The following is a 12,260-nucleotide window of genomic DNA, read 5'->3' on the forward strand; positions in this document are numbered from 1 at the left end:
CATATCAAGAATGATTTTCCACCCTCGCCCCCGGCACACCTCCTGCCTTGGTCGGGGATCCATCCGAGACCTTGAGGGGAACCCACCATGGACAAGATCCTGCGCGTGAACATGACCGACCTGACCACCGCGATCGAGGAGGTGCCCGCCGAGTGGGCCGGCCTCGGCGGCCGGGCCCTCACGTCGACCATCGTGGCGAAGGAAGTCCCGCCAGCCTGCCACGCCCTCGGGCCCAACAACAAGCTGGTGTTCGCGCCCGGGCTGCTGTCGGGCACGGCGGCCTCCAATTCGGGCCGCCTCTCCGCCGGTGCGAAGAGCCCATTGACGGGGGGCATCAAGGAAAGCAACGTCGGCGGCACCGCGGCCCAGATGTTCGCCCGCCTCGGCATCAAGGCCCTGATCGTCGAGGGCATGCCCAAAGGCGAGGGCTGGTACGCCCTCAAGGTCAGCAAGGACGGCGTCACCATCGAAGAGGAGCGTGGGCTCCTGGGCCTGGGGAATTTCGCCGTCATCGAGGCCCTCCAGTCGCTCCTCGGCAAGAAGACCGGCGTGATCGCCATCGGGCCTGCGGGCGAGATGCGGCTCACGGCCGCCAACATCTCCGTGAAGGACCCTTCCGGCAAGATCCGCAGCCACGGCCGCGGCGGCCTCGGCGCTGTCATGGGCTCCAAGCGGATCAAGTTCATCGCCATCGACGACGAGGGCGCCCCCGGCATCCAGCTCGCGGACCCCGAGGCCTTCAAGAACGCCTCGCGCATCTTCACGAAAGCCCTCATGGACCATCCCGTGAGCGGCCAGGGCCTCCCCACCTATGGCACCAACGTCCTCGTCAACATCCTCCACGAGGCGGGCGGCCTGCCCACCCGGAACTTCACCCACGGCCAGTTCGACGGGCACGAGCAGATTTGCGGCGAGACCATGCACGACACCATCGTGGCCCGCGGGGGGAAGCCCCGGCACGGCTGCCACGCGGGCTGCGTCATCCAGTGCTCCCAGGTCTACCACGACAAGGAGGGCCAGTACCTGACCTCCGGCTTCGAGTACGAAACCATCTGGGGCCTGGGCGCCAACTGTCTCATCACCGAGCTGGACGATATCGCCCAGGCAGACAGCGTCATGGACGACCTCGGCATCGACTCCATCGAGACCGCCGTGGCCTTCGGCGTGGCCATGGAGGCGGGCATCCTGCCCTGGGGCGACGGGAAGGAAGTGGTCCGCATCCTGCGCGAGGAGATCGGCAAGGGCACCGCCCTGGGCCGGGTGATCGGCTCCGGCGCGGGCGCCGTGGGGCGCACCTACGGCGTCACCCGGGTGCCGGTGGTGAAGAACCAGGCCATCCCGGCCTACGACCCCCGCTCGGTCAAGGGCATTGGCATCACCTACTGCACCAGCCCCATGGGGGCAGATCACACCGCGGGCTACACCATCGCCACCAACATCCTCAACGTGGGCGGCCAGGTGGATCCCCTGAAGAAGGATGGGCAGATCGAGCTCTCCCGGAACCTGCAGATCGCCACCGCCGCCATCGATTCCACGGGCATGTGCATCTTCAGCGCCTTCCCGGCCCTGGACATCCCCGAGTGCCTGCCGGCGCTGATCGACATGATCAACGCCCGCTTTGGCGCGAAGCTGACAGGTGATGACGTGACGGGCCTGGGCAAGACCGTGTTGAAGCTCGAGCGCGCCTTCAACCTGGCGGCCGGCCTGACCAGCGCCGATGACCGCCTGCCGGAGTTCTTCAACTCGGACCTGGTGGCTCCGCACCAGGCCGTGTGGGACTTCACGAACGAGGAGATCGACGCCTTCTGGGATTTCTGACATGGCGCCGATAACCGTCACCATCAAGCTCTTCGCCCATTTCCGGAATGGCCGGTTCAAGGAGGCGGACCATCAGTTCCCGCCCGGCGTGGCCTGCCGCGAGGTCATCCTCGGGCTGGGCTTCCGGCTGGGCGAGATGGGCATCGTCATGGTGAACGGCCAGCACGCCCCCCTGGATCATCCGCTGAGCGAGCGCGACACCCTGGCCCTCTTCCCCCTGGTGGGCGGGGGATGAGGCCCGACCACCAGGCGTCCGGTGGAAGCCGGCAGTGCCGCCGGGCCGGCGTTCACCGGACGTTGCTGACGCTGTTCTTCACCGTGTCGTGCTTGGTCTTCATGATGTTGCTGATGGCCGTGTAGGAGCGGTTCTCCTCTTGCATCTGGGACTGGAGCTGCAGGTACTGCAGGTTGAAGCTCATCTGGGTCTCCTGCATCGATTGCGTGGCGGCGAGCAGGGCCTGGGAAGAGTCCCCTCCTCCCGCCCCGCCGAGGCCACCGGTCATCCCGGTCCCGCCCGCGGCGATGCCCCCAAGCACGTACTCCGCCAGGCTCACCGCTTCCGCCGGAGACAGCCCGGGAACCGCCACAGACACGAGCTGCGTAGACGCGCCCAGCAGGTTTGGAGGCAGGGGTCGTGCGAACAACTGGCGCTTCACGGAAGCCGTCAGACGATCCAAAACGGACTGCTCTTCGAAAGTCAGCCGGGCCTTCACGCGCTGGTGCTGGGTCACCATGCCCGCGAACCGGCCCTGGTCGGACGCAGACCATGTCACGATCCCCGGGCGCATGGGTGCCGGGGCGGCTTGAGGCCGGAGCGGCTGGGTCGGTCGCAGGGTGGACTGCGCGAGCGCCACCACCGACGTGGCCAGGACGGCGCAGAGGGCTCGCAAGGCGTTCATGGAGGTCTCCGACAGGGGAAATCCATCGTCCCACCGTGGTCAAGCTGGGCCCGGCTCGGCGGCCAGGATGGCAGGGCCCGGCTGCCTAGTCCTCGAGGAACCGGGTGAACTCCGACACGGGGGCGCGCTCGGTCTCCAGGCTGTTCTCCACGGCGGTCGGATCGGCGTAGCCAAGGGCCATGCCGCAAACCAGCATCTGCTCGGGCCGGAAGGCGAGTTCCTCGGCGATGACACGGTGGAACTGGGTGAAGGCGGCCTGGGGGCAGGTGTGCAGGCCCCGGGCGCGGGCCGCCACCATGATGTTCTGGAGGAACATCCCGTAGTCGAGCCAGCTGCCCACCTGCAGCACGCGGTCAATGCTGAAGATCAGGCCCACGGGTGCGTCGAAGAACCGGAAGTTGCGGCCATGCTGGGCATGCATGCCCGCCTTGTCGGTCTTGGCAAGGCCCAGGAGGCCGTAGAGGTCCCAACCGACCTTGCGGCGGCGGTCGAGGTAGGGCGGGGCCCACTCCTTCGGGTAGTAGTCGTACTCCCGCTCATGCGCGGCCAGCTCCACCGGGTTGGCGTAGATGGCGCCGATGCGGTCGCAGAGCCGCTGCCTCGCGGCGCCCGTCAGCACGTGGACCTGCCAGGGCTGGATGTTGGTGCCCGAGGGCGCACGCGAAGCCACGCGCAGGATGTCCTCCACGATTTCGCGCGGCACCGGCGTCGGCAAAAAGGCGCGCATGGAGCGGCGGCTGAGGATGGCGGCGTCAACCGCGGCGGTCTGGGCCTCGGTGGGCGGATCGAACAAGGTCACGAGGTCGGTCCTTTCGGGAAAGGTCATTTCAGTCCGTGCTTCGCTTTGAACCCCGCCCATTCTCCCTTGGCCTTGAGGAAAGCCTCCACATCGGGGTAGAGGAGAAAGGGGTTGTACCGTCGCTCCCAGGCCATCGTGGAACTCGGACGGGCACCATAATCATGGCCGGGCCAGAGGGTGGTGTGGGGCGGCCACTCCCGCAGCAGCCGCTGGAGGCTGGCCCACTCGGTGCGGCCGTCGGCTTCGGTCTGGGTGCCGCCGACCTTGCCCACGAACAGCAGGTCGCCGGTGATGCCCGCGTCCTCGCCCTCCACCAGGAAGGCCAGGTGGTCGTGGTAGTGGCCGGGGACATGCCAGACCCGGAGCGAGTAAGTCCCAAAGGGGACGCGGTCGCCGTCCTTGAGCGTGAGGTCGAGGGCACCGGGATGTCCCGGGCCGCCCGCCACCAGGGCTCCGGTCAGCGCCTTGGCCCCCTCGTTGCCGTTCGAGTGGTCCGCGTGGCCGTGGGTGTTGAGGATATGGGTGATCTTCAGCCCCTGGGCCCGGGCCCGCTCCACCACGGCCTCGGGGGTGTACGAGGGGTCGATGAGCACGCCCACGCCCGCTTCCCGGTCCCCCAGGAGGTAGCCGAAGTTGCGATCGCCCCCGACCCGGATCTGCTCGAAGATGAAGCGCATGGGACCCTCCCGGTTCCATTGTCCCGCACCCGGGGGAACGCCTCCGCCCCGACCGGCATCCAAATGGGCATGTGGAGGACAGGCCCATGTTGAAAGGGAAGGTATGGCTGGCAGTGGTCGCGGCGGTGGCGCTGGCGGGTGCGGCCCTGGCCCTTCCCCGCCAGGGGCACCCCCCGACCCTGACCGATCGAGAGGTGAAAGTGAACGCGCCCGACAAGCCGAGCCCCGAGGTGCTCAAGAAGAAGCTCACCCCCATGCAGTACCGCGTCACCCAGGAGGCCGCCACGGAGCCCCCCTTCCAGAATGAGTTCTGGAATGACCACCGGGAGGGGATCTACCTGGACGTGGTGAGCGGGAAGCCGCTGTTTTCGTCCAAGGACAAATTCGACTCGGGTTGCGGGTGGCCCAGTTTCACAAAACCCCTGGCGACGGAGGAGGTCGTTGAGAAGCGCGACACCACCCTCGGCATGCTCCGCACCGAGGTCCGCTCCAAGGGCGCGGATTCCCACCTGGGCCACGTGTTCGACGACGGCCCCCGGGACCAGGGCGGCCTGCGCTACTGCATCAATTCCGCCTCCCTGCGCTTCGTGCCCGTGGACGACCTGGAGAAGGAGGGCCTGGGCCGCTTCCTGCCCCTGTTCGGCCGGACGGCCAAGGTCGCCCCGGCGCCGAAACCGGGCCCGGCGGAAGAGGTCGCCACCCTGGCCGGGGGCTGTTTCTGGGGAATGGAGGATCTGCTGCGCAAGCAGCCCGGCGTCATCGCCATCGAAGTGGGCTATACCGGCGGAAGCGTCCCCAACGCCACCTACGAGCACCATGAGGGCCATGCCGAGGCCGTGCAGATCCGCTTCGATCCCACGAAGACCAGCTTCGAGGCCCTGCTGCGCTTCTTCTTCCGCATGCACGACCCCACCACCCTGAACCGCCAGGGCAACGACATGGGCACCTCGTACCGCAGCGCGATCTTCACCCACAGCGAGGCCCAGCGGCAGACCGCCGAGCGCGTGAAGGCCGAGGTGGATGCCAGCGGCAAGTGGAAGCGCCCCATCGTCACCGAGATCACGCCCGCCGGCCCCTGGTGGACGGCCGAGGAATACCACCAGGACTACCTGATCAAGCATCCCGGCGGCTACACCTGCCACTACGTGCGGGACTGATTCTGCGGCATCCTAGTCCATCCGGGCCGGTTCCCCCGTCCGGATCGGAACCTGGAGCTGCCATGGCCCGCCAACATCCCCCGGAGCACCGGCCCGACCTCCATGCTGTGGTCGAGGCCTTGGCCGAAGCTTCCTCGGCCCTCACGGAGATGCCCCTGGGTCGCCGGGAGTTCCCCTCGCGCACGGCCCTGGCGGCCCTGGTGGAGGAATTGCGCGCCCTGCTCTTCCCGGGCTACTTCGGCGCCTCGGAGCTGAATACCGAGACCCTCCGCTACCACCTGGGCGCCCGCATGGACCGCGTCCTCCACGGCCTTTGCGACCAGATCCAGCGGGGGATGATGGCGTCAGACCCGGCCTGCGGGGACTGCGAAGCGCGCGCCCTGGATCTGGCTCGGGCCTTCCTGGCGCGGCTGCCCGAAGTGCGCCGCCTGCTCGCCACGGACATCCAGGCGGGGTTCGAAGGCGATCCCGCCGCCACCAGCCCCGACGAGGTGCTGTTCAGCTATCCGGGCCTGCTGGCCATCACCAACCAGCGTCTGGCGCACGAGCTGTTGAAGCTGGGCGTGCCCCTGCTGCCCCGCATGATCACCGAGCACGCCCACAGCCTCACGGGCATCGACATCCACCCCGGCGCCCAGATCGGCGAGCGGTTCTTCATCGATCACGGCACGGGCGTGGTCATCGGCGAGACCTGCATCATCGGCCGCAATGTCCGCATCTACCAGGGCGTGACCCTGGGCGCCAAGAGCTTCCCCCTCGACGCCGAGGGCCACCCCGTGAAGGGCATCCCCCGCCATCCCGTGGTGGAGGATGACGTCATCATCTACTCCAACGCCACGGTGCTCGGGCGCATCACCCTTGGCAGGGGCTCGGCCATCGGCGGCAACGTATGGCTTACCCGCAGCGTGCCGCCGAGCAGCGTCATCACCCAATCCAACGAAAAAGACGGGATGCCCGCATGAGCGAAGAGACCCTCCGATGACCACCGTGCTCCGCTTCCTCTTCTCCGCCATCGGCCTGCTGGTGGCCTGCGCCTTCGTGCCGGGGCTGGGTCATGGCTCGTTCCTGGACCTGCTGATCGTGGCCGTGATCCTGGCTGCGCTGAACACCACCGTGGGCAGCCTCCTGAAGGTCATTGCCTTCGTGCCGGTGGCCTGCTCCTTCGGCTGCTTCAGTCTGGTCATCAACGGCCTGGTGTTCTGGCTGGCCGGGGCCCTGTCCTCGCGACTCGGCCTCGGATTCACCGTCTCGGGCTTCTGGGCCGGCTTCTTCGGCGCTCTGGTGAGCAGCATCATCGCGTCGGTCCTCGGCGCCATCTTCATCCCCAAGGACCGCCAGCGGCCCCAGGGGCCGTCGCCCCGCATCAAAGTGGTCAATTAGGCGGTTATTCGCTGCCGAATATCCTTAGCAGGACCGCCCTCCCCTGGGCTCCCTGGGGCTGGCGTCCAGGCCTGCCCCAGGAGGTTGCGCACGGCCGCTTCCGCCGCCTCCCGCAGGGCCTCGGCATCGACGAAGGCGCTGGACTCCAGGGGGGTGCCCATGGTGATGCGATAGGCTCCCCCCTGTACGCGCCAGTCGCCCTTGGGCAGGATCTCCGGGCCGCCATGGATGGCCAGTGGCACCACGGGAACCCCGGCTTCGAAGGCCAGGGCGAAGGCCCCCTTCTTGAAGGTCTGCGGGCGGCCATCCTGGCTGCGGGTGCCCTCGGGAAAGGCCATGATGCTCTGCCCCGCGCGGATGCGCACGGCGGCCTCCTCCAAACTCGCCAGGGCGGCATTGCGGTCGCGGCGGTCGATGAAGATGAACTCCGCCAGCCAGATCACCCAGCCGAGGAAGGGCACCCTCGCCAGTTCACGCTTGGCCACGAACACAGGTCGGCAGGGCAGGGTCGAGATCATCAGGGGCGGATCGAACAGCGAGGTGTGGTTGCCGATGAACACGGCAGGTCGTGTGCCGCTGCGAAGATCCTGCGGTAGCGCCTCCCATCCTGCCAGTTCCCGGCGGATGCCGAAGGCCCGGGCCGTGCCGCGGATGTAGCGGGGCGCCACCAGCCAGAAGGCCCCCGGGCCGCCCAGGAAGGGGGCCAGCAGGAAACAGAGGCACACAGCCAGCGCCAGCGCCAGGGCGCCGAGAATCCAGACCAGGAGGGGACGGAGGAGAGGACGGCCCGCCATCGCCCCTACTGCGGCGGCAGCAGCACGGCGTCCTTGAGCCGCACGGGGTACTGGGGCACCCCGGACTGGCCCTTGCGCCACTCGGTCCGCACCTTCTCGATCTTGTCCACCACGTCCATGCCGGCCACCACCCGGCCAAAGGCACAGTAGCCGTAGCCGTCCTCGCTCAGGTCCCGGTGATCGAGGCTCTTGTTGTCCACGGTGTTGATGAAGAACTGGGCGGTGGCGCTGTGGGGGGAACCCGTCCGTGCCATGGCGATGGTGCCGCGGGTGTTCTTCAGGCCGGCCCGGAAAGTCTGCGGCGCCTCGTTGAGGATGGGCGCCCGCAGGGGTTTCTCATCCAGGTTCTCCAGCAGGCCGCCGCCCTGGACCATGAATCCGTCGATGACCCGGTGGAAGATGGTGCCCTTGTAGTGGCCATCCTTCACGTACTGGAGGAAGTTCTCCACGGTCTTCGGCGCCAGTTCCGGCTCCAGCTCCACCACGATGGGCCCGTAGCTGGTGAGCAGCTGCACCCGGGGCTTGGCCACCGGCGCGGGGGTGGGCGCCGGGGCCGGCGCGGCGGCGGCGGGCTGCGCGGTGCCAGCGGGCGCAGGCGCCTGGGCGGACAGGACCGCGGTGAGGGACAGGCAGAGCAGCAGGCGGGGCACGGGGACTCCTGGACGTTCCCTTCCATTCTGCCGCGAACCGGAAAGAAGTCCCCGGTATGGTTGTTCAATGCCCTTTCTCGACCTTCCCCCCTGGATCCTGAGCCTGTTCCTGGCGCCCTTCGGGTTGCTGCTGGGCTCGTTCTCCAACGTGCTGATCCACCGGCTGCCCCAGGAGGCGCCCGAGGACCGCAACGTGGTGACGAAGCCCAGCCACTGCCCGTCCTGCAAGGCGAAGATCAAGCCCTGGCACAACGTCCCCCTCTTCGGCTGGCTGTGGCTGCGGGGAAAGTGCGCGGCCTGCGGCTGGCGCATCCCCATCCGGTACCCCCTGGTGGAGCTGCTGGGCGGTGTGATCCTGGGCGGCGCCCACTGGCTCCTCCCCTTCGGGACGCTGATCTGGCTCAAGGCCGTGCTCTGCGCCTACGCCCTCGTGGTGCTGTTCTTCACGGACTTCACCGAGATGATCCTGCCGGATGTGATCCAGTTCCCACTGATGGTGCTGGGCGTCCTGTTCGCTCTGCCCCAGCTGGCCTGGCCCGAAACCCTCACGAAAGCCTGGGGCCAGGGTGACACCCTCATCCAGGCCCTGGCCTTCCACAACGGCCTCCAGCCAGCCCCGGCCTATCACGGCTTCGAGCCCACGGTCACTTGGCAGGCCAGCCTCCTGGGCCTGGCCATCGGCTACGGGGCCCCGGCCCTGCTGAACCAGATCTACAAGTGGATCCGCAAGACCGATGGCCTGGGCATGGGCGACTTCAAGATGCTGGCCTGGCTGGGCGCGTTCTGGGGGTGGGGCCCCATGCTCGGCATCCTCTTCCTGGGCGCCGGCCTGGGTGCCGCCGTGGGCCTGCCCCTCATGCTCACCCGCCGCTCTGGCGGCCAGACCATGCTTCCCTTCGGCTGCTTCCTCGCCTTGGCCACCCCCATCGTCGTGTTCTTCGGGCGGGCGCTGTGGCTGGGCTACCTGGGCGTGGTGGGCTAGGGCGTTTCCGCGGATTCGAGAACGATCGCCGCCAGCGTCTCCTGCAGGTCCCGGATGCGACGGGCACCCACCCGCCGGGTCCAGTTGGCCTCGACACCGCGGACGAAGGCGCGGACCTCCTTGGTGAAGGCGCGCCCCCGCGCCGTGAGACGCACGCGCGAGGCCCGGCGGTCGTCGGGATCCTCCACACGCTCGGCATGGCCGACCCGGCACAGATGGTCGACGAGGGCCCCCATCGACTGCTTCGTGACGCGCGCCGCCTGGGCCAGCTCCGTCAAGCGGGCCCCTTCAGGCCGGGTCCACAGCGCCTGGATGGCGGCACAGTGCGCGGGCTGGATGTCCGCATGACCTGAGGCGGCCAGCCATCGGACCAGTTCCTGACCCATGATCTGGTTGGCCAGGCGGAGGAGGGCCCCGAGGAGCGGGCGCTCCGGTGGGGCCGCGCGGCGGGTGGAGGGGTTGGGGCTTGACATGAAGTCAGCTTAGCTGACCATATTCAGTCAGGTCAACTGACCATTGGAGCCAGGAATGATCCATCACATCTCGATTCCCGCCCGCGATCCGGAGCACGTGGCGAAGGTGCTCGCGGAGCTGCTCGGCGGCTACGCCGGCCCCTTCATCGGGCCCATCCCCGGCGCCTGGGTCGCCTACGCGGAGGACGCCCACGGCACCGGCCTCGAGGTCTACCCCGAACGGACCACCCTGGTGCCCGGCGAGGGTGGGGACATGGGCGCCGTCGCGCTGCGCGACGCGCCCGTCGCCGTCGCCTTCCACGCGTTGATCTCGGTCAAGGTCGGGCGGGGAGACATCGAGCGGATCGGGGCACGCGAGGGCTGGCGGACGCAACACTTCTGGCGCGGGCCCAACCCGCAGGTCCGGCTCTTCGAACTCTACGAGTTCTGGGTGGAAAACCGCATCATGCTCGAACTCGTCACGGAGGACATGGTCGAAGCCTACCGGAAGCTCGCCCAGGGCCCGGCCCAGCGCGATCTGCTCGCCCGCCTGGCTGCCGCCCGGCCCTGAGCGCCTCAACATCCGGCCCTGTGGGCGCCTCAGCGCCTCTGGCTCAGCTCCATCAGCACGCCGCCGGTCTCGGCAGGGTGGATGAAGGCCACGCGGCAGCCGTGGGCGCCATTCCGGGGTTTTTCATCGATCATGCGCACGCCCTTGGCCAGGAGCTGGGTCACGGCGGCGTCGATGTCGTCCACCTCGAAGCAGACGTGGTGGATGCCGGGGCCACGCTTCACCAGGAACTTGCCGATGGGGCCCTCGGGATCGGTGCTCTCCAGGAACTCCAGGGTGCTTTCGCCCACGGGGAAGAAGGCCGTCTTCACCTTCTGCTCGGGCACGGATTCGATGTGGTCCGCCGCCAGGTCGAAGAGCCGCGCCATGCGGGCCATGGCCTCGTCCAGGCCCGGCGCCGCGATGCCCAGATGGTTGATGCGCAGCAGTTTCATGCGGGACTCCCCTGCCCCATTCTCCGGCATCGACGTGGGGAAAGGCTAGGCCGGGGGAAGCTTTCCGGCCCTCATGGGGAAGACCTTCTTCGCGCAGTCCGGGCAGATGCCATGGGTGAACTCGGCATCGGTGTGCTCGTTCAGGTAGGCCTCGATCTGGTTCCAGTAGCCCCTGTCGTCACGGATCTTCTTGCAGTGGCTGCAGATGGGGAGCATGCCGCCGAGGGTCTTCACCTCCGCGAGGAGATGCTCCAACTCCACCCGGGCGGCCTGTTGCCGCAGCCAGGTGCGGCGGATGAGCCAGAACCCCGCCAGAGTCAGGCCGCTGATGAGGCCCACCTCCAGGCCCTCCTGGGCCACCTCCCACCACCATCCTCCCAGGTAGTCCTGGTCGGCCACTCCCACCAGGAGGTAGAAAGGCTGCCCGGCCACCCGACGGACGGCGAAGGTGCGCTGGATGCCGTCGAAGGGCGTGCGGGCACGGTAGATCCCCACTTCCTGGTTCGCTCCCGCGAAGGCATGGAATTCCTTGGAGACCAGGGCCTGGCCCACCGCAGTCCCGGCGCTCTCGGGTTCGGGATGGCGGGCGATCAGGCCCAGATCCAGGTCACGGATCGCCACGGAACCATGCGGCCCCACATTCAGGGCTGAGAAGGCCTTCTGGAACTGCTCCAGAGGAAGCACCGCATAGACGATGCCGGCAAATTGGTGATCCGGTCCCTTGAGGCGCCGGGCGAGGATGATCACCCAGGTTCCGGAGACTCGCCCCACCAGCGGCTTGGACGTCACCAGCCCCACAGCCGGGTTGTCCCGGAGCCGGGTGAAATACTCGCGGTCTCCCACGGCCAGCGGTACGCCCGGGACCGTTCCGCTGCTGTGCTCGACCACTCCCCGGGCATCAGTGGTGCGGAGAGAACGCAGCCCGGGCACCCGTCCGTGCTGCCGCCGGATGAAGCCATCCAGCTCTTGGAAACCCCTGCGGGTGGCGGAGACGCGTTCGACCTCGTCCTTCACCGCCAACAGGGCCAGATCCGCCTTGCCGAAGGTATCGCCCACATAGTGATCGAGCACCTGGGCGAGGTTCTGGGCCGTGGCCAGGGCATCTCGCTGATGGTTCCGCAGGCTTTTGCGGAGCGAAAGCGCGCCCATGACCAGGATGATGAGGTTGAGGACCAGGGTCCCCGCCGCCAACCGCCGCAGGAAATGCTTCGACTCGAAGGTCGAGGAGGGAGTCACCCGGGGAGCTTCCATGGAATCCGCTGCGAAGGCGTCCCCCAGATCCTAGCAACACTTGGCCAGTTGTCGTCCAGTCCGACCGGAACCTGTTAGCTTCCTCAGTGCTGGCAGGCCGGGGCCATGCCTAGGGACACGGTTTCGCCGGCCACCTGGAGCTTGCCCTTGCTGCCCAGGAAGGCGATGACGCCATCGAAATCGAAGGTGTCCCCGTGGCAGTTGCAGTAGGTGGCTCCAGCGCCGTGGGCCGCAGCGGATGCGGCGCGCAGGTTCTCCAGGCGGCAGCTCCCGCCCTGCTCCAGCAAGAGGGATAGGAGGTCGTGGCCGTAGAGGGGTTCGGACATGGCGGGCTCCGGTTCAGGAGTCGTAACTCCTGAACTCAGTGTACCCCGGTTGGCCGTGACAGGGATCACG

The 12,260-nt window shown here is 68.1% G+C and carries 16 protein-coding genes; 7 read left to right on the forward strand and 9 right to left on the reverse strand.

What is annotated here, in order from left to right; translation table 11 throughout:
• The first annotated feature begins 87 nt into the window (after positions 1–87).
• Together NOV65_RS06895 and NOV65_RS06900 are read left to right on the forward strand one after the other, a co-directional pair.
• The gene (locus NOV65_RS06895; protein WP_257305338.1) at positions 88–1,818 is read left to right on the forward strand and encodes an aldehyde ferredoxin oxidoreductase family protein; all 1,731 of its coding nucleotides are present in this window, start codon (positions 88–90) and stop codon (positions 1,816–1,818) included.
• Position 1,819: 1 nt separating this feature from the next.
• A complete protein-coding gene (locus NOV65_RS06900) occupies positions 1,820–2,053 on the forward strand; it encodes a MoaD/ThiS family protein (RefSeq protein ID WP_257305339.1) in 234 nt (77 codons plus the stop codon).
• Between the two features lie 52 nt (positions 2,054–2,105).
• Here NOV65_RS06900 and NOV65_RS06905 read toward each other — a convergent pair whose 3' ends face one another.
• The 3 genes from NOV65_RS06905 to NOV65_RS06915 form a co-directional block, all read right to left on the reverse strand.
• Positions 2,106–2,717, reverse strand: a complete 612-nt coding sequence (locus NOV65_RS06905) for a hypothetical protein (protein WP_257305341.1) — start codon at positions 2,715–2,717, stop codon at positions 2,106–2,108.
• 85 nt (positions 2,718–2,802) lie between these two features.
• Positions 2,803–3,543, reverse strand: coding sequence for a nitroreductase (locus NOV65_RS06910; protein WP_257305342.1), 741 nt, complete (start codon positions 3,541–3,543; stop codon positions 2,803–2,805).
• Positions 3,540–4,193 carry a hydroxyacylglutathione hydrolase family protein gene (locus tag NOV65_RS06915; protein WP_257305343.1) on the reverse strand — a complete coding sequence of 218 codons (654 nt, stop codon included), beginning with the start codon at positions 4,191–4,193 and terminating at the stop codon, positions 3,540–3,542. The genes NOV65_RS06910 and NOV65_RS06915 overlap by 4 nt, the downstream gene beginning before the upstream one ends.
• Positions 4,194–4,279: 86 nt before the next feature.
• Between NOV65_RS06915 and NOV65_RS06920 the strand changes: the two genes are divergently transcribed.
• The 3 genes from NOV65_RS06920 to NOV65_RS06930 all read left to right on the forward strand — a co-directional run bounded on the left by NOV65_RS06920 (position 4,280) and on the right by NOV65_RS06930 (position 6,730).
• Positions 4,280–5,350 (forward strand): bifunctional methionine sulfoxide reductase B/A protein, encoded by a 1,071-nt coding sequence (locus NOV65_RS06920; RefSeq protein ID WP_257305344.1) that lies wholly within the window; start codon positions 4,280–4,282, stop codon positions 5,348–5,350.
• Positions 5,351–5,412: 62 nt separating this feature from the next.
• The gene (locus tag NOV65_RS06925; protein WP_257305346.1) at positions 5,413–6,312 is read left to right on the forward strand and encodes a serine O-acetyltransferase; all 900 of its coding nucleotides are present in this window, start codon (positions 5,413–5,415) and stop codon (positions 6,310–6,312) included.
• Between the two features lie 16 nt (positions 6,313–6,328).
• Positions 6,329–6,730, forward strand: a complete 402-nt coding sequence (locus NOV65_RS06930; RefSeq protein WP_257305347.1) for a phage holin family protein — start codon at positions 6,329–6,331, stop codon at positions 6,728–6,730.
• Here the strand turns inward: NOV65_RS06930 and NOV65_RS06935 are convergent.
• Positions 6,727–7,524 carry a lysophospholipid acyltransferase family protein gene (locus NOV65_RS06935; protein WP_257305348.1) on the reverse strand — a complete coding sequence of 266 codons (798 nt, stop codon included), beginning with the start codon at positions 7,522–7,524 and terminating at the stop codon, positions 6,727–6,729. The genes NOV65_RS06930 and NOV65_RS06935 overlap by 4 nt on opposite strands.
• Before the next feature lie 5 nt (positions 7,525–7,529).
• A complete protein-coding gene (locus NOV65_RS06940; protein WP_425250842.1) occupies positions 7,530–8,135 on the reverse strand; it encodes a peptidylprolyl isomerase in 606 nt (201 codons plus the stop codon).
• A 106-nt stretch (positions 8,136–8,241) separates the two neighbouring features.
• Here NOV65_RS06940 and NOV65_RS06945 point away from each other — a divergent pair, with 106 nt between their 5' ends.
• Entirely contained in the window at positions 8,242–9,156 is a 915-nt protein-coding gene (locus NOV65_RS06945) for a prepilin peptidase (RefSeq protein ID WP_257305349.1), read from the forward strand.
• On the opposite strand, the gene NOV65_RS06950 is transcribed toward NOV65_RS06945, so the two are convergent.
• Complete coding sequence (locus NOV65_RS06950; protein ID WP_257305350.1) at positions 9,153–9,629, reverse strand: MarR family winged helix-turn-helix transcriptional regulator; 477 nt, start codon at positions 9,627–9,629, stop codon at positions 9,153–9,155. The two genes, NOV65_RS06945 and NOV65_RS06950, sit on opposite strands and share 4 nt — an antisense overlap.
• A gap of 55 nt (positions 9,630–9,684) precedes the next feature.
• Between NOV65_RS06950 and NOV65_RS06955 the strand changes: the two genes are divergently transcribed.
• Complete coding sequence (locus NOV65_RS06955) at positions 9,685–10,179, forward strand: hypothetical protein (protein WP_257305351.1); 495 nt, start codon at positions 9,685–9,687, stop codon at positions 10,177–10,179.
• A 29-nt stretch (positions 10,180–10,208) separates the two neighbouring features.
• On the opposite strand, the gene mce is transcribed toward NOV65_RS06955, so the two are convergent.
• From mce to NOV65_RS06970, 3 genes are all read right to left on the reverse strand, one after another.
• On the reverse strand, positions 10,209–10,613 hold the full coding sequence (gene mce, locus NOV65_RS06960; protein ID WP_257305353.1) for a methylmalonyl-CoA epimerase: 405 nt from the start codon (positions 10,611–10,613) through the stop codon (positions 10,209–10,211).
• A gap of 45 nt (positions 10,614–10,658) precedes the next feature.
• Positions 10,659–11,864, reverse strand: coding sequence for a cache domain-containing protein (locus NOV65_RS06965; RefSeq protein ID WP_257305354.1), 1,206 nt, complete (start codon positions 11,862–11,864; stop codon positions 10,659–10,661).
• A gap of 83 nt (positions 11,865–11,947) precedes the next feature.
• A complete protein-coding gene (locus NOV65_RS06970; protein ID WP_257305355.1) occupies positions 11,948–12,190 on the reverse strand; it encodes a DUF2492 family protein in 243 nt (80 codons plus the stop codon).
• Positions 12,191–12,260 lie beyond the last annotated feature (70 nt).

It is taken from the genome of Geothrix campi, assembly GCF_024609265.1.
Classification (GTDB): domain Bacteria; phylum Acidobacteriota; class Holophagae; order Holophagales; family Holophagaceae; genus Geothrix; species Geothrix campi.